The organism is Shewanella submarina, assembly GCF_042646185.1.
Classification (GTDB): Bacteria; Pseudomonadota; Gammaproteobacteria; order Enterobacterales; family Shewanellaceae; genus Shewanella; species Shewanella corallii.
The window spans coordinates 1,127,991-1,145,642 of the sequence record NZ_JBHRTD010000018.1 but is presented as its reverse complement, the minus strand read 5'-3'; the positions used below and the strand labels follow the sequence as shown (position 1 = coordinate 1,145,642).

Here is a 17,652-nt window from a genome sequence, read left to right as displayed (position 1 = left end):
AAAACGATTATTTAAGCTAAACCAAAACTGTTACGACTAAAAAAACAGTTTAGGAATGCTATCCATTAGTTAACTTGCAGTTATTTTTTACTAACAAGAAAGTATTTAAGGAATACTATTACCAAGCCAATAACAAAACCAAACAGTGTACCTAATATGCATATCAAAGAGCGTTTAGGTTCACTTTTTTCTTCTGGTACAACTGCAGGATCAATCGTTTTAAAAACGTATTCTTCACGAACATTTGCAAACATAATGGTCTTTTGAGCTTGTTCCATCAATTGATATAATACCGCTCGCATATCGGCGACATTCGTCTTTCTCAATTGCTGCTCCAAGAAGTTTTGGCCACGAATTGCTTCTTCTACATCACGCTGCTTCATCACTTCATTTATATCTATAATCAACCATTCTACCCATTGTTGAGCAACATATGGAGACAAGTGCTTTACTGTGACCGTAACCATACCTGTGGTTTTAGATTTACTGATACTAAATATCTTCAAAAACTCTTTGTACGCTTCCTGCATTGATGGTTCTGACTTGAATGGAGGGGCAACTTTTCGAACCCACCTTTCCCCTTTTGGGTCATACACTTTATCATCATAACCAATTTGGTTATTGTGCATATCCCATTTTTTTGCGGCCATCAATTCAGGCAATATCCCATGTTTTTCAATAAAGTTAGTCAAAAACTGACGAGACTTCATCACTTGGATTGCCATTTCAGTCTTATCGGCGCCGTTACTGTCGAGGTTAATTCCCGCCATGCTTGCCAAACCGCCAAATTGTCCAGCCAAAGCTGCTAATCCGCCAGCACTACCTTCAGCTTCAGCTGGAGCCAACAACGCTTCAGATTTATATACATTAGGTTGAGCAAGAGCGAATATCACAGAGCCGATAGCAAACACTGCTGTGATAGCAATAATCAGCCATTTACCTTTCCAGATGACAGAAAAAAGCTCACGGAGAGAAATTTCATCGGAGCTTTCTAAATACCGGGTGTTACCTTGAAAATGTCCGTCTTGGTAGTTAGGTTGTATTTCTTTATTCATATATTGAGTTCTAGATTCTAGGTTTAGGGCGCTCACATTTTGAGCGCCCTGAATTTACCAATACTACCTTCAACGGTTATAAGCCGCTGATCGTTGCCACAGCTACTGCGGTGTTATAAATAATCTGAGTAACTTGACTCCACAACGTCAGATTATCTTTGTACTCAGTGTCGAGAGGCACAATTACTGTGTCACCAGGAATAAGCTCATCACGGTTATTGAACCACATCGAAGCACTTGGAAGCATTACGCTACCGTCTGCTTTCAATACATAAGTGCGGTCATCATCGGCACGACGGCGGGGGCCGCCAGACATATCGACATAGTCTTCTACTGTCAGACCTTTCTTGTACCGGTGAGTTGCTGCGTGTTGCACCTCTCCCATAACAGACACAGTTTGACGGGTAGATGGAACATAAAGCACATCTTGATCTTCTAACTGCAAATCAGCTTGTTGAACACCCAATGCAATTGCCGGTAAGTCGACAACCAAGCGACCTACTGGTTGGATATTTTCCAAATCAGTAAGCATCAACTGAGCATCAGCGTAATTAACGACGTTTCCATCTTTAGAAACCCCACGAGTCGCAATATCACGACGTAATTGATCAGCAAGCTTCTTAATTTCCAGTTGTTCCTGTTTACGCACAGATTCACGTACAAACACGGAAGCAGGAAGGTAAGCGTACTCAGTAAAACCACCTGCACGATTCAGAACATCTGCCAAGGTTTCACCACGTCGAATGTTATAAACGCCTGGGAATTTCACTTCACCACGAATTTCTACAGACTGATAGTCCTGCCAATCGGGGGTAGTTTTAACGGTTAAAATATCTCTGCCTTCCAGTAATATATTGGCGTTTGATTCGCCTTTCAGCGCTTGATTAAGAGCAACGGTTTTGTGTTCAATTGTAGAAGCAGCCTCGCTGGTCACAGTACGGGTTAATTCCGCACGGGTAGTATAGGCTCCTTCTTTTAAGCCACCGGCTGCCTTAACCAAGTCCAGCACTTTCCCACCAACTGATAATGGGTATAAGCCTGGAGCACGAACCTCGCCATTGATAGCGACGACCTGAACAGGGTCGCCAGCCCTGGCCTGGCTGTTCAATTTGATGATTATCGGATAAAGCAGCTCATTACGGTTCATCTCGCCGCTAAGCTTAATGAGATCGGCATCTTCAAACATGTTGGCAAGCATTTTGTTCACTTCGCCAGTGATAAGTTTCTGCTGCTCATCAGACATAGCTTCAGAGTCACTGCTGATCACTACACCACCCAGCTCGTGACGCTGTGAAAGCGTTCTTTGCTGCAATTGAGAGAAACCAGCCTTGAAAAGATCTGAGCCAATCAAGCTGTCACCGGAAAGTGCGGTGACTTTCTCAACACGTTCTTTAACCAGCTTGTTCAGCGCATAACGATTTTGAGTTTCGTCATTGAAATTGAAGATAATGACTTTATCACGAGCCTTTAACTTCAGATTTTGGGAAGCATCTTTATTAATGATGGCGAGACCCGGAGCAAATTGATGGACTTCAATGTCACCGAAATCGTTCTTCTCTCGGATAATTAAGCCAAAATCCAGATCAGCGGACATCGCCAGCTCACCCCAGATTGACGGCAACAGGTCACTGACCCGTTGCCCTTGATACCATTGGTATTTACCTGGGCGAACGACCGCACCGACGACGGTAATCGCATCTTCAAATTGGTTTGATGCGCTTTTAACATTCAGTGCATCACCACCACGGGCTTTAAGCTGCTTTCCTTTAGCAAGTGTTAAGTCAACATTGATAACAGATTTCAATCCCTGAGCATTGAATCGTTCAATTGAACTGGACTTTGGATAGGCACCGGATTTGAGACCTGCGGCCATAGTCAAAACATCAGCCAGTGTATCGCCTTTAGTAAGCTCATAGATTGCTGGACGACGCACCTCACCTGTCACTCTGATTTGATCTTTAACAGAAGGAATAAATACCACGTCACCTGACTGCAAACGTACATCACCGGATGCATCGCCCTTCATTAGCAAGTCGTAGAGATCAAATGACCCTACTAGTTTACCGTTTCGCTTGACCTGGATATGACGCAATGAGCCAATGTCGTTGACTCCGCCGGCTACAAATAAGGCTTGAGTAACGGTAGACAAACTGGAAACCGTGTATGACCCGGGCTTATAAGCATCGCCTGCAACAAAGATACGGATTGAACGCAACTCACCCATAGTGATGTTGGACTCAACGCCAATCATCTGGTTTTTAATTTGCTTCGCCAGAGATTGACGCAATTCAGAAAAGGTCAAGCCAGCAACAGAGATTGGGCCCAAATCAGGAAACTGAATGGTGCCGTCACGGTTAACCATCAGGTTAAGTTCTTTATTGTCCTTGCCATAGAGCTGTACCTTGATGTTATCACCAGGGCCCACCACATACTCGGAAGGAACCGGTACGTCTGATACTGGTGCAAAAGTAGTGGGTTCACCAGCGAACAGGTCAATACCAAAACGCTTCAGTTCCTGTTTCTCTTCGCTTTCTTCGAAAGTAAGCTCTTTTTTCTGGTCCCCTTCCTGCACTTGCATTGGCATCATCGGGTCGTTACCCATTGGCATCCCGGTGCGAGGGTTAATCAAGTTGGGGTTTTCCATTGTCTGGTTGTTATTCCCCCCGGCTTTACCACTGAGCATCGATGGGTCAATACCGTATTGACGAGCCAGTCGCTCCTGCTCAGCTTTTGGCAGTTGCTTGAATTGCTCAATCATTTGGGGGGATGGGGTAATGGCATTGGCCTGTCCCGTCAGGATTGCAAAAGCGCTAAGGCCTGCAATGATCAGGGTTTTGGTTTTGTTAAACACCGGTCTCTCCGTGGCAAAAACAACAAGATTAACGATTGGAATTATTTTGAATGCTCGAGGGGTGAGCAGAATTTAGTTCGAGGTTCTGGGTGAAATCCGATTATAGAGAGTCGACAACAGACCGCTACGCTTATCAGTAGACCAACGGCCGCTCCGCAGCGACGAAGTCGCGTTCTGGGATTCAGGCACGCTACCGCCCATGGATTGCGGCCTCCAAATTGCCCTTAGATTCCTCTAAACATCTATTTTTTAATAACTTACGGATAATGACTTCAAAAATCGTTATTCGTAAATGTTATCTGGATTGTGCCTTCACCAACTCAACTTAGTGTTGCGGCCCCTCCAACACTATTAACTCTAACCAGCCTCCAATCTATTGCCTTGCCTAACAGCAGGAGGCGCAGATCAAGCGCGGAATTATAGCAACTCTTAACAACACAATCTGTTCACAAATCCAGCGACTGTCATTAAATCACTTTATATTCACCAAGATTCAGCGCTTGACTCTAATGAGCGCATCTAATGCGGAACATTAATTCGACTATTTATTCTCCCGGCGTCAAACTGAACCCAAAATGAACATAGTCACATGGCAAATGTCTTACACCCGAGAAGGCAGATTTCTCACCCCTCAACTCTGACCAGTTGCTCAATGGACACTTTGGTTGACTGGAGTTTCCCAAGAACCTGCAGCAGCACCATGCACCTTTTATCACCGCTTTTTTGCTCAAACACCCCTTCAAGGGCAGCAAAAGGACCGTCTTTGAATTTCACTTTTTCACCGGGCTGGAACTCAGGTATCTCTATCTCCAGGTCTTCAGCCAAGTCCTCCAATGGCAACCCATCTTCATTCAGAATTCCCAACGCTTTTTCCTGTCTGCGCAACGCAAAAACCAGGTGACACAAAGGCGTCATCTGCTCGCGACAATCAATAATACTGGCGACACCCCGGGTAGATTTAATACGGGCGACACTGGTCACGGCAGGATCAAATCGGGCGAAGATATAATTGGGAAACAGAGGAACAGACTCGACCACGTCTTTGCCACGCAGGGTTCTTTTTTGTCGAACCATAGGGAGATAAGTCTGGATATGTTGCAAATTCAGATTTTGTTGCGCCCGTATTTCATTTTTGGGCTTACAGTACAGCAGGTACCATGCATTCATTTGCAACTCTCGTGGTATCAATAAGATGGGTTCAGCAATCCTTTTGCTGGCGAGAATTCTACTAAAATGCGGGTCTATTTAAAAGCATCCATTAACTGGCTGCTCACTTTGTATCACCTTGTATCAGTGCGGTTAATTTTGTAATACAAAAGTCTAGTTACACCCACTGAGGGGTGGGTTAATTCCCCCTCCTCGATAAGTCAGGATAAACGCAAGCGAAACGCCCTCTTTCGTTGACTTCTACCCCGCTTAAAGGGTATATAAACTGGGCATTTTGGGCATTTCGATGCCAACAACTATAAAAAAGTCCAGTGAATTGCCTTTTTGGTGGTAGCAACCCAGACCTGACATTTGTCGTTGCTGTCGTGGAAAAGTCAGTTTGCCGATAAATTCTGACGGCCAATGTAGCCGGTCAGACGTACACAAGCTGAAGGTGGAGTTTTAATGAGCGCAGCAAAACCCCAGGGGACTGTATTGGGTCACCCTAAGGGATTGTTCCTGTTGTTTACAACTGAGCTATGGGAACGATTCAGTTACTACGCGATGCGTGCCATTTTGGTACTGTATCTGGTTGATCAGGTTCAAAATCAAGGTGGTGGTGGTCTGGGTTGGACCCAGGCAGACGCCCTTTCCCTCTACGGTACTTTTACCGCTCTGGTATATCTGACACCTCTGATTGGTGGTTGGCTGGCCGATAACTATCTAGGCCAGCGTAAAGCTATTTATCTGGGTGGTGCACTGATGGCTATTGGTCAGTTTACTCTGGCAGCACCTCATGATTGGATTCCTGGAATGGAGACCAGCGTCTTTTATATCGGTCTGGGTATCCTGATCCTGGGTAACGGTCTGTTTAAGCCAAACATCTCCACCATGGTGGGTGACCTCTATGAAGAGGGTGACCATCGCCGTGACGGTGCATTCACCATCTTTTATATGGGTATTAACCTGGGTGCAGCATTGTCAGGTTTCGTCGTGGCCTGGGCATACACCCACTTTGGTCACACCGAAATTGTAGGTGGCGAAGAGATCTTCGTTAACAACTGGCAGGCAGGTTTCTTCTGTGCCGGTATTGGTATGGTGCTTTCACTGATTATCCAGTTCCTGTTCGCCCAGAAGCTTTTGGGTGACATTGGTACTGTGCCAGCAGCCAAGCTTGAAAAAGAGCGTGCTGCCGAACGTGGCGAAGTCCGTAAAGAACCTCTGACGAAAGAAGAGCGTGACCGCATCAAAGTGATCATGGTCATGGGTTTGTTCACCATCATCTTCTGGGCCGGCTTCGAGCAGGCTGGCGGTCTGATGAACCTGTTTACCAATGACTTTACCGACCGCTACATTGGTAGCTGGGAAGTTCCAACCACTTACTTCCAGTCGCTGAATGCTATCTTCATCGTACTGTTTGCCCCTGTTATCGCTTCCATCTGGGTGCGTATGGGCAGCAAAGAGCCTAACTCCCCTGTGAAGTTTGCCATGGGTCTTTTCCTGCTGGCTGTTGGCTTTGTATTTATGATGGGCGCCGTGGTTGAAATGGATGGTGACCCAACCAACAAGTCAAGCATGTGGTGGTTGGTGGGTGCATACTTCTTCCACACCATGGGTGAGCTGTGTCTGTCTCCAATTGGTCTGTCCATGGTGACTAAACTGGCTCCGCTGCGTATCGCTTCTCTGATGATGGGTGCATGGTTCCTGTTTATTGCGGCCGCAAACAAAGTCGCTGGTCTGGTTGGTTCTCTGATTGGCAGCGGTGGTTCTCAGGAAGACCAGCTGGCAAACGCCATGGCTATCTTCTCTGGTATCGCAATTACGGCAACAGTTTCTGCAGTCCTGCTGTACTTCATGGCTGACAAGCTGGTTGACTGGATGCATGGTGCTGAAGAAAGCCACCATAAAAATGAAGAAGAAGCGCTGGAAGAAGAGATCGCTGTAACCGGTGAGCACGAAGCCATTATTAAAGACGCTCCTAAAGCTTAATTTGGCTGTTCATTTCTGAATTAAAAAACGCCTCTAATTGAGGCGTTTTTTATTGGTTCAATGGCCATTGAATCTGCCTTGTGGCGACCAATAAAAATCAGTTCAGTGACAGTTGAATATAGCCCCCGCCACTGACTCCAGAGTCATAGGTCAACCCAGTGAACCTGTTACCAAGAAGCCTTTCCTTATGCTCTGCAGCATGACTGACAATACAGAGTGACTCACCTATCTCCAGGCTACGAAACTGGGAACTCGGCTTCCCCCACCCAAGTATTCCCAACTGCAACGAATCATGCATCGCCAGAGGCATAATCCCTTCTGAATTGCGGATGTAACACCTTAGCCCCTGGCCAGCCTGAGCAATCGCGACTCTGTGTTGCTCTGTATCCACTACCAGGTAAATCATATCGACTGTAAGGTCCAACCCCGACTTCACCAATCTGTCGTTGAGATAACAAAGCAGATTGTATGGCTCCAGCACTACACTGTTAGCACCGTTCCGATGAGCCTTAAGTTTTTGATTGATAAAGCTCCTGAGCAACACTGAAGCAAATGCGGAGCGGTTATCCTCAGGATTGAAATGCGCCATGTAAATCATCATATGGCGCTTGCCAATCATGGCGGAATCAACGAAGTAAGCGCTGACCTCACTCTGTTTAAACAGGGTATAGGACACTTCCGCCAGCGCAGATTTTTGAACAGGTTCAGGGAAGAGTTGGGTTTGAATCTGCCCTGCTGCCTGTGCATTTTGCGAGAGCAGTTCGAGGTTATCCTCCAGCTCCTGATGCGACAGCATTTCGAGATCGGCAGTCAGTGGTTGCGCCATTCTATGTTGCAGACACTGGTGTATCGCCTGCTCGATAGCGAGCAAGTCCATCACAGGTTTCACCAAGTAATCATTGGCTCCGATCCTCAGTGCCTCAACAACATCAGCCATGACATTGTTTCCTGAAATAACGATAGAGGGAGTGCCTGGCTTGAGGCGGGACATCTCTTTCAGCATGTCCAGCCCGCCGAGATTGGGCATGGAGAGGTCTGCCAGCACCACATCGTAATCAGCTCGTTGGAACTTATCGATGCCATCCTGACCATCACAGGCTTCCGTTATTGCAGCACCACGGCTGTGCAGGAAGTCTGCGACTAATTTTCTGAATACCGGGTCGTCCTCCACCAACAACACGGATACATCGGGTAACGCCATGTCAGATCCTTCTGGCCGGTTACCCTTTTATTGTTTTCGGGGTTAATCCAGCTCGTCTAAGTATTCATCCAGCAATTCGTCATCGTCCTGGGTTACAGGGACATTGCCGTCATAAACCTTATAATCCATATGTTGAAAATAAGCATTCTTTACAAAGGTATAGGGATCCAGCGAGTTGTCAATCAAACGCTCCTGATCGATAGCATCTGCTCGTGCATGCAGACTTTTAATACCCCATTTCAATGCCGATTGAATAAAGGTCAATTCCGACAAAGGAAAGTATAGATCATCCACCCAATCAGTCGCGATTTCACGGGTAACATAAGGACCCAATACAGGAGCCATGACATAGGGACCATTGGGCACACCGTAGTAACCAAGCACTTCGTTAAAGTCATCCTGCTTACGCTGCATTCCCATCATGTCGGCGACATCAATAAGCCCGGCAAGACCTATAGTGGTATTAACTACAAACCGGCCACCGGCGTTGGCCGCATAGCCCCATTTACCCTGAAGCGTGTTGTTGACCAGACTGGAGGGCTCCTCCAGGTTGTAAACAAAGTTAATCAGGCCCAGCTTAACCGGATCAGGCACATAATCTTTATAGGTGTGAGCAACAGGCTTGGCGATATACCTGTCCAGATAGTCATAGTTGAAGTCCCACATGGCACGGTTAAAACCTTCCAATGGGTCTCTTGGATCATCGTAAACCACTTCAATGGTCTCTGTTGTGGAGCTTTCCTGCTCCTGCGCTGACGCCCAGCCAGACCCCAGTCCGGCGAAAAGCACCATAAATATCAGCTGATATTTCATATTTCTCTCTTGTTGTCACCGGAACAGAGTATCGCCCTAAAGTATTCCGGCGCATATGACGATAAGTCCATAAGCGCTTTTTATCGCTTTTTTAATGAATGTGCCCTTTTCCCTGTAGCGACGCTCTACAAAGTCAACTATCGCTCCAAGGGTTAAAATAGCCTTAGCCGGGAAAGGATACTGACTGTGAAAACAGAATCAATTTTTATTTGTGAATAATAGTGTCTATTCAGTCGAATATGGGATCAGACATGCTCAATACAGTCAAATCCCCTGAAAATGCAGCATCTGCCTCAAGCTCGCTTAAAAATGCCGTGAGCGAGTCAACTGGTTGGCAAACTGCTGTCAGGACCGGCACTCATACTTTAGTGAGCGGCGGCATTCAATATAGGTCTCAAATGCCCATCCCCCAGTCCAGCATGCTGCTTGGTTTTCAGGGTGGGCAAGCAATGCTTTACCGTCTTGGAACGGGTGAACAGCTCACTCTGTCCGCAATGCAATTGGCTGCTATCCAGCACAGCATTAAGCCATCGGATTACATTCAGCTAAGAACAGAGCAAAGGAAAATAGAACTGGGAACATTGCGTCTGTCACTGCCGCACCTTTTGCAAGGCGACTCCGTCATTTTCGCTCGCTTCGAAAACAACAGCACTGCAAAGGTTTTCCTGTATCCAGCCATCCTCCTGGGAAAGGTGACCCGGCTGTCTGCCTCAGAACAGCAATTAAATACAGTGCAAAGCCCTTCTTCATTGGGCATCATAAAGCCAGCCGTACAAGGCTCATCTTCAGAGCTTATCCTTCGCTCTCTCGCTTACCTGTATCATTCAGACCGTCAATCCCAGCTTTCGCTTTCCCCCTTGCCGACCTTGCTGCAGTTATTTAACCCTGCACTACTTAAAACGCACCTTCTCGAGTTCAACAGCCAGCAACCCGCAAGCGCTTCTCCCCTGGCCAGCTTGCTGCTCTCATTACTCGGCAGGCAATCGTCCAATATCAGCAAGCGATATCGACAAAGTGAGCCCTTACAACGCAGTACAAACAGCCTCTCCTCTATGGCAGACCTGTTCAAAGCCTTGCAAAGTATACAGCTGAGAAACCATAGCCATAACGCTGGAAAGCGCGAGTGGCTGCTGCCTTATCAAAGCAAAAATGGCCCGGGGGAGGTTCGATTATCTCAATTAACCGTACAAACATATCATCAGAGCCCCGAGAGTAAGTCCTCCCTCGCCGAACGCGGTTGGCAGCTCAAGCTTTCATTGATGTCAGAGAAAGGGCCTGTGAGCGTCGATGTCTCAAATCAGCAGCAACGCCTGACAATTAAACTCAGTTTGCCAAGCAAGGAGTGGATAGCAAAAGCATACAGGCTGTTCCCTGTTATCAGCACCAGGTTGACTCGCCTTGGGTTTCAACTGGCTCCATTACAGGCCGTTATCAACGAGACAGACGGCCATTTCGGTGACACTGATGAGGCGAAATAGATAATGACAATAAAAAAGGCAACAGCACTCCACTACGAAGGTATAGGCGCCCCTATTCTGTTGGCCAAAGGCACTGGCGTTAATGCAGAGTCACTAATCGAATTGGGGAAGCAAGCAGGAATCCCCATTCATGAAGATCCTTACCTGTGCGAATACCTGTCGATGCTGGAAGAGGGAACTGCCATTCCGGAGGAGGTATATAGGGTTGTGGCTGAACTGCTGGCCTTTATATACCTGCTGGAAGGCAAAACACCTCCCGGATGGGAGGCTGAAGGTATAGATGTCACTTTATAGGGATAACACAGGGTCGGCACCAGCTTACTTTTCCAAAGTACCCAGGAAGGCTTGCTGGGTTTAATAACGCAACTTATCCGGCCTTACGATGAAGTCTCAACAGTAGCTCTGCCTCGGCTCTGGGCAATTCACACTCAGCGACAAGTTCATCAACCCCCGCCCCCAAACCGACCATCTTCGCCGCGCGGGTATAAAGTCTGGCGCCAGGATCCTGCTCGGCATTCTCTTCCAGTCGGGCCTGTTGTTGTTTGAGTGACTTTTCCAGGTCGAGGACACGACGTCCCACACCTATAGTCCCACTTCTTAGCTCTGTTAACTCCTGACGCAGCTGCTCAGTTTGTTTCTCCGCTTCTCTCAGCACCAGAGTTGTTGCTTCAAGTTTGGCAGTCATCAAACGCATACTTTGTCTTACCCATATCCCCAAACCCAATAAAGCGATCAGGAATACCGCGACTACAACCAATAATTCAGGATTTACCGACATTACGACTCTCACTTTAGCCAACATAAACCAAGAATGGTGTGTCAGAATTCTGCCACCGATTCTTCATTTGGGTTGATTCCTGCAATTTAGATACCAAAAATCTACTTTATCCTATGGACCCTTCTTCAATTGTTGGCACAAAAAAACCCGCATATAAGCGGGTTTTAATATGAAGCTGAGGTCTACATCTCTTTCAGATCAGCCCATTCTTCGTCTGTCAGCAATTTATCCAAGTCCACCAGAATAAGCAGCTCTTCTTCACGATTACAAACCCCCTGAATGAACTTGGCGCTCTCTTCAGTACCAACATTAGGCGTATTATCAATTTCACTGCTGCGCAGATAGACCACCTCAGCAACACTGTCTACCAGAATACCGATAACCTGCTTTTCAGCCTCGATGATCACAATCCGGGTAGAGTCGTCTACCTCGGTGGAAGGCAAACCAAAGCGGGAACGGGTATCAATCACGGTAACCACGTTACCACGCAGATTAATAATGCCCAGCACGTAGTGCGGCGCACCAGGAACCGGCGCAATCTCCGTGTACCGCAACACTTCCTGCACCTGCATCACATTAATGCCGTACGTTTCATTATCAAGATGAAACGTTACCCATTGCAATACAGCGTCTTCCTTGGTTGCCACTGCTGCTACGCTACTAGTTTCGGTCATAATTACCTCAGCCAATCGGATCCTGACACCCTAACCCTGCATCAAGCATAGTAATCAAAGCGTCTACATTCAAAATGCCACACATCTGTTCCTTGACGACCCCCGCCAACCATGGGCGTTTCCCTGGTTTGGTGCGCCAATTGACCTGCGACTTGTCGATTCGGGTCGCATTCAACAGGGATTCGCAAGCCAAACCCCAGTTGCTCTTTGTTAATTGTACAACATATTGATAATTTTTCGATTCAACCGACTCTTTATCTATATGTTCCGGCATCACCCAGGCGCAGGTATCCACGACGTTAATCTGCTCACCTCTGTGGTTCTGCAACCCAAGATACCAGGCTGGGCGACCAATAATATGATTCAACTTCTCCAGCCTGACGATTCCGCCCAGACTCACCAGAGGAACTGCCAGTGTCAAACCTGCAATTTTGAAAAACAGCACCTGGAAATCATCTTCCAGACTATCGGCAAGTAACCCGGTATTCGCTGGGGGTACGCTGCCCGTTTGCGTCTCTGGAGTAACCTTGGTACTGGTCAAGCCTGCAAGATCTTCAGCCACTATATCCGCCAGACGCCTGACTGGTTCTGTGGCGGTGGCTGGCTCTTCCTCGCTGGTATTAAGCTTAGTTTTAACCTCAGGTTCAGCCAGCTTGCTTACCGGACTGTCTTCAACTCTGGTGCCAGTTTGGGCACTGGTTTTCGCTTTGGTTTGAGCTTTGGTGCTCGCCTTGACCCGGGGCGCTATCTTAACCTCAGGTGAGGTCATAACTCCTGGGTCAACCTTCTCAGTCTCTACTTCAGGTGACACCACAGGCGCCAATAAGCGCTCAAGCACAGCCCTGTCCACCTCAGGCTTATCCAGAGTTGCTGTCATCAAATTATCGATATCTTCAGCCATTAACTTGGTAACGGGCTCTATTTCAGGCGCTGGCCTTCTATCCAGGCCAGGTTCAGCCACAGCTAAATCCGACTCGTCATCCCCAATAGATGATATCGGCTCTTTCAGCAATAAACTGAAGTAATCAAATACCGCGGAATCACCCGTTGCTGACATGGTCAAATTCCCCGGCAATTAAATAATCCAATAACTTGTCATAGGCTTTAACACCTCGACTGGATGGTGCGTACTGAGGTGCCGGTAAATTAGCCAGACTGGCGTCTCTGAATTTGGTATCAACCGGCACTACATCAGGCCAAAGACTGTCGCCGTATTCTTCACCCAGCTTTTGCAATGCCGCCGGCGACGCCTTGGTTCGTCGATCATACATAGTCGGCACTATGGTGAAGCTATATTGCGTATGCTTGGAGCGCCCCATTAACTCCATAGTTTTAAGCATACGATCCAATCCTTTTATCGCCAGAAACTCAGTCTGTACCGGGATAACGATATGCTGACTTGCAGCCATGGCATTTACCATCAAGACACCCAGAACCGGCGGACAGTCGATAATGGCAACATCGTAATCATCATCAAGCAGCTTAAGCATGTTGCGTAAAATCAGCCCCATGCCCTCCTGATGCCCCAATGCTCTGTCCAGAGTTGCCAGCGCCATAGTCCCTGGCAACAGGTCCAGATTATCCACCAGAGTCGGGACAATCAGCCCTTTTACCTGTTCTGTGTTCAGGGTTTTATGTGCCTGAAACAGGTCATACAAAGAGCCTGGGACCTCTTCAGAGTCAATCCCCAGGTAATACCCCAGAGAGGCATGGGGATCGGTATCCACCATGAGCACTCTTTGCCCCTGTCTCGCCAACAAACCGGCCAGACTGGCTACAGTGGTGGTTTTACCTACCCCACCTTTTTGATTGGCTATCGTCCAGACCTTCAATTTCTACCCTAAATGCGTTTTTATTTAGTTATCGTCGCGCGTCGTTACCCGGATACCACCATGGGGCAGACGAATAATTTTAATACCCTGGTCATTCACTGATTCGACTGTCACGCCCTGTGCAGGCTGCTGTTGCGAAGAGGTCTCAGACGTCACAGACGTTTGTGCCGGAGTAACAGTTTCATCAGCTCCGACGCTGGGTTCAGCTTTTGTATCGCCTTCAATTTCGACACTCAAACTTTCCCTGTCTCTGGCCATCTCCAGTAATTCATCCACCTGCTCGGGATTCCTGCCGAGCCAATCAGACAATTGCTGCGCCTGGTTATCAGGCACCATCAGCATCACCTGAGAGGCTTTTAACTCAGTCACTTCAGCTTGCAGCTTGTTGTTTACATCCCACTGTTTAACCAACATAAAGCCGGTCCAGGTGAGGCAACCAATACTGATTGCCAGCGCCAGCACCAACAGCAGGATAACAGGTGACAACTTAACCATTGAATGACTCTTTCAAAATCGCATCAGCCATCTGCTCAATACCCACAATATGGCTGGCAAGACCAGCATTAACTACAGCCTGAGGCATTCCATAAACCACACAACTGGCTTCGTCCTGAGCCCAGATTGTCGCCCCAAGGTTGTTGAGCATACGTGAGCCTTCCCGGCCGTCAGCCCCCATGCCAGTGAGCACCACCGCCAGAATATCGCCACCATAAATTTTAGACGCTGAGGCAAAGGTGATATCCACACTTGGCTTATAATTCATATCGGCCTTACCGGCGAGAATTTTAATGCGACCATATCCGCCGGATTTTTCAATCATCATCTGCATGCCTCCGGGTGCCAGATAGGCGCAGCCCGGCTGCAACATCTCCCCGTTTTCAGCTTCTTTCACCCGAATCTTACACAGGCCATCCAAACGACTGGCAAAAGCAGGCGTGAAAGCTGCAGGCATATGCTGAATAAGCAGGATCGGCAACGGGTAATTGGTCGGCAGTTGCGTCAGCACCTTTTGAAGCGCCACAGGCCCCCCGGTCGAGGTTCCAATCAGCAAGGCTTTGTAGCGTTTACCCGAGGCGCTTGAAAATCGCTTGGGTACAGGAGCGCTGCCAACAGCAGGGCCGGACACAGGGCTTGGGGTCACACGTTCCGGCCTGCGGTTAACCAAAGGCTCTCTAACCGGCGAGGTGCCAGCGGTAGAGTTTGTCCTGACAGGAGCAACACTGCCACCTCTACGTCTGGCAATGCCTTTTATGCGATTTTGCAGCAGCGTGATGGCTTCCTGCTTATTGGTCGCAATATCTTCGAAGCGCTTGGGCAGAAAATCCAACGCACCGGCATCAAGGGCATCCAGTGTGGCTTTGGCACCATCGTGGGTAAGAGAGGAAAACATAAGAATTGGAACCGGGGTCGCCGCCATAATGCGTCTTACGGCAGTGATCCCATCCATAATAGGCATTTCAACGTCCATGGTGATGACGTCCGGCCGCAATTTGGCGGCCATGGCAATTGCCTCTTCCCCATTAGTGGCTGCACCGATGACTTCCAGACCAGGATCCTGGTTAACAATTTCAGACACTCGACGCCTGAAAAAGCTGGAGTCATCGACAACCAGTACTTTGATCGCCATTTAAATCCTTCGGCTTGTTATTGTTTTTTTGCGTACGCGTTTATCAGTCCGGGAATATCCAAAATCAGTGCAATACCACCATCAGAAGTAATCGTCGCACCGGCCATGCCAGGTGTTCCCTGCAACAGTTTGCCCAGAGGCTTAATCACCACCTCTTCCTGGCCAATCAGAGAATCAACCACAAAGCCCACCAATACATTGGCCAACTGCACTATCACCACATGGCCAAAAGACTTATCGCCGTGTTTGAATGCGCTGTCCTTGGTCAACCAGCTTTCCAGATAGAAAAGCGGAACCGCTTTGTCCCTGACATTCACTGTACGCTGACCATCAACCACATTGGTTTTGGTCAAATCCAGATGGAAGATTTCATTCACATTGGACAGAGGCAGAGCGAACACCTGCTTGGATACTTCGACCATCAGCGTCGGCATAATTGCCAGCGTCAGTGGTACTTTAATTTCCAGTATGGTGCCCTTGCCCTTGGAAGAGTCGATATTCACGGTACCATTGAGCTGGGTAATTCGGGTTTTCACCACATCCATACCCACGCCGCGGCCAGAAATATCAGAAATCTCGGTTTTGGTAGAGAAGCCGGGCGCAAAAATCAGATTATAGGCTTCGTTATCTGACATACGCGAGGCGGCATCTTCGTCCAGAACACCACGCTCAATAGCAATCTCTTTAAGCTTGTCCGGGTCCATACCACCGCCATCATCTTCGATGGTCAGCAGGATATGATCACCTTCCTGACTTGCAGACAGAGTAATGGTACCGGTTCTGGATTTGCCGTTCTTCTCGCGCACATCAGGCATTTCAATACCGTGGTCCACCGAGTTTCGAACCAGGTGAACCAGAGGATCCGCAAGCGCTTCAACCAGGTTCTTATCCAGGTCGGTTTCCTCACCCACCATCACAAGTTCTATATCTTTCTTCAAGCTTCTGGCAAGGTCCCGTACCACACGGGGGAATCGGCCGAACACCTTCTTGATGGGCTGCATGCGGGTTTTCATTACCGCACCCTGCAGGTCACCGGTCACCAGATCCAGGTTAGCCAGCGCCTTACTCATCTCCTCATCTTCACGGGTGATGCCCAAACTGACCAAACGGTTACGAACCAGTACCAGCTCACCTACCATATTCATAATTTGGTCAAGGCGGGCAGTGTCTACACGTACTGTGGTTTCGCCCTGAGGGACGGCTTTTGCCGGCGCCTTATCTTTGGCGGGGGCTGGAGCTGATTTAGCCGCAGGAGCTGCCGCCTTCGGAGCAGCTTTGGGCGCTGCCTTGGGAGCCTCAGGCTTGGCTTCAGCTTTGGGTGCCGCTTTGGGCGCTGCTGCAGCAGCCGGAGCTTCAGTCTCTTTCAGGCTGGGCCCAGTGCCTTCGCCATGAAGTTCATCCAACAGCTTTTCAAATTCATCATCTGTGATGTCATCGGATGGAGCAGCATCTGCCGCCTTCTCATCGCCACCGGCTTCGCCTTTAAAACTACCTGAGCCATGAAGCTCATCAAGCAGAGCTTCAAACTCGTCGTCGGTAATATCGTCACTGTCGGATGCAGGAGCCTGGGATTTGGCCTCAGGTTCAGATTCAGCACCGGGTCCATTCCCCTCTCCATGAAGGGCATCCAACATGGCTTCGAACTCACCCTCGTCTATCTCATCGATAGAGCCACCGTCACTGGCCTCAGGAGCGGGAGCCGGTTCAGGCTCAAACAGACCATCATCGTCCACAGGTGCGGCCTCAGCCACCTCCTCTACGGTTTCTGATTCAGCAGCAGGCTCCTCACCACCTTCAGCGGGCAAAGGAGCGCCACTGGCCAGCAACTTCAGATTGCCCAGAAGTTCATCTGAAGCCTCTTCCTGCTCCTGACCGGACTGTGTCTGTTCATATTGGGTATTAATGGTATCGACAGCCTGGAGAATGATATCCATCAATTCCGGGGTCACGGCACGCTTGCCATTTCGCAGCAAGTCGAAGGTATTTTCTGATTCGTGACAGACTGCCACCATGGGGTTCAGCCCAAGGAATCCGGCGCCGCCTTTAACTGTATGAAAACCACGGAAAATAGCATTGAGCAATTCCGTATCATCCGGATTGTTCTCAAGGGATACCAACTGTTCCTGGAGTAACTCCAGAATTTCCCCGGCTTCGACCAGAAAATCCTGCAGGATCTCTTCATCCACATCAAAGGCCATTCACTTGACT

15 protein-coding genes are annotated in these 17,652 nt (G+C 48.4%); 3 read left to right on the top strand and 12 right to left on the bottom strand.

Annotated elements, in window-relative coordinates; translation table 11 throughout:
• Positions 1–80 precede the first annotated feature (80 nt).
• The 3 genes from ACFOE0_RS22200 to rfaH form a co-directional block, all read right to left on the bottom strand.
• Entirely contained in the window at positions 81–1,055 is a 975-nt protein-coding gene (locus tag ACFOE0_RS22200) for a Wzz/FepE/Etk N-terminal domain-containing protein (protein ID WP_248934703.1), read from the bottom strand.
• A 76-nt stretch (positions 1,056–1,131) separates the two neighbouring features.
• A complete protein-coding gene (locus ACFOE0_RS22195) occupies positions 1,132–3,906 on the bottom strand; it encodes an SLBB domain-containing protein (protein WP_248934702.1) in 2,775 nt (924 codons plus the stop codon).
• A 624-nt stretch (positions 3,907–4,530) separates the two neighbouring features.
• Positions 4,531–5,073, bottom strand: a complete 543-nt coding sequence (gene rfaH / locus ACFOE0_RS22190) for a transcription/translation regulatory transformer protein RfaH (RefSeq protein WP_248934701.1) — start codon at positions 5,071–5,073, stop codon at positions 4,531–4,533.
• Between the two features lie 444 nt (positions 5,074–5,517).
• On the opposite strand from rfaH, the gene ACFOE0_RS22185 reads away from it, so the two are divergent.
• Positions 5,518–7,041, top strand: a complete 1,524-nt coding sequence (locus ACFOE0_RS22185) for a peptide MFS transporter (protein ID WP_248934700.1) — start codon at positions 5,518–5,520, stop codon at positions 7,039–7,041.
• A 97-nt stretch (positions 7,042–7,138) separates the two neighbouring features.
• On the opposite strand, the gene ACFOE0_RS22180 is transcribed toward ACFOE0_RS22185, so the two are convergent.
• Together ACFOE0_RS22180 and ACFOE0_RS22175 are read right to left on the bottom strand one after the other, a co-directional pair.
• Entirely contained in the window at positions 7,139–8,242 is a 1,104-nt protein-coding gene (locus ACFOE0_RS22180) for a response regulator (RefSeq protein ID WP_248934699.1), read from the bottom strand.
• Positions 8,243–8,284: 42 nt separating this feature from the next.
• Complete coding sequence (locus tag ACFOE0_RS22175; protein WP_248934698.1) at positions 8,285–9,055, bottom strand: MlaA family lipoprotein; 771 nt, start codon at positions 9,053–9,055, stop codon at positions 8,285–8,287.
• Positions 9,056–9,306: 251 nt separating this feature from the next.
• Here ACFOE0_RS22175 and ACFOE0_RS22170 point away from each other — a divergent pair, with 251 nt between their 5' ends.
• Both ACFOE0_RS22170 and ACFOE0_RS22165 read left to right on the top strand, forming a co-directional pair.
• Complete coding sequence (locus ACFOE0_RS22170) at positions 9,307–10,533, top strand: hypothetical protein (RefSeq protein WP_248934697.1); 1,227 nt, start codon at positions 9,307–9,309, stop codon at positions 10,531–10,533.
• Between the two features lie 3 nt (positions 10,534–10,536).
• Positions 10,537–10,827 carry an EscU/YscU/HrcU family type III secretion system export apparatus switch protein gene (locus ACFOE0_RS22165; RefSeq protein ID WP_248934696.1) on the top strand — a complete coding sequence of 97 codons (291 nt, stop codon included), beginning with the start codon at positions 10,537–10,539 and terminating at the stop codon, positions 10,825–10,827.
• A 73-nt stretch (positions 10,828–10,900) separates the two neighbouring features.
• Here ACFOE0_RS22165 and ACFOE0_RS22160 read toward each other — a convergent pair whose 3' ends face one another.
• The 7 genes from ACFOE0_RS22160 to ACFOE0_RS22130 form a co-directional block, all read right to left on the bottom strand.
• Complete coding sequence (locus tag ACFOE0_RS22160; RefSeq protein WP_248934695.1) at positions 10,901–11,311, bottom strand: DUF2802 domain-containing protein; 411 nt, start codon at positions 11,309–11,311, stop codon at positions 10,901–10,903.
• A gap of 182 nt (positions 11,312–11,493) precedes the next feature.
• Entirely contained in the window at positions 11,494–11,985 is a 492-nt protein-coding gene (locus ACFOE0_RS22155; RefSeq protein ID WP_115135510.1) for a chemotaxis protein CheW, read from the bottom strand.
• A gap of 7 nt (positions 11,986–11,992) precedes the next feature.
• Complete coding sequence (locus ACFOE0_RS22150) at positions 11,993–13,042, bottom strand: chemotaxis protein CheW (protein WP_248934694.1); 1,050 nt, start codon at positions 13,040–13,042, stop codon at positions 11,993–11,995.
• Positions 13,026–13,817, bottom strand: coding sequence for a ParA family protein (locus tag ACFOE0_RS22145; protein ID WP_248934693.1), 792 nt, complete (start codon positions 13,815–13,817; stop codon positions 13,026–13,028). Before ACFOE0_RS22145 ends, ACFOE0_RS22150 begins: the two co-directional genes overlap by 17 nt.
• A gap of 24 nt (positions 13,818–13,841) precedes the next feature.
• The gene (locus ACFOE0_RS22140) at positions 13,842–14,312 is read right to left on the bottom strand and encodes a hypothetical protein (protein ID WP_248934692.1); all 471 of its coding nucleotides are present in this window, start codon (positions 14,310–14,312) and stop codon (positions 13,842–13,844) included.
• Positions 14,305–15,444: a protein-glutamate methylesterase/protein-glutamine glutaminase gene (locus ACFOE0_RS22135; protein ID WP_248934691.1), complete on the bottom strand. Its 1,140-nt coding sequence runs from the start codon at positions 15,442–15,444 to the stop codon at positions 14,305–14,307. The genes ACFOE0_RS22140 and ACFOE0_RS22135 overlap by 8 nt, the downstream gene beginning before the upstream one ends.
• A 17-nt stretch (positions 15,445–15,461) precedes the next feature.
• Complete coding sequence (locus ACFOE0_RS22130) at positions 15,462–17,642, bottom strand: chemotaxis protein CheA (RefSeq protein WP_248934690.1); 2,181 nt, start codon at positions 17,640–17,642, stop codon at positions 15,462–15,464.
• Positions 17,643–17,652 lie beyond the last annotated feature (10 nt).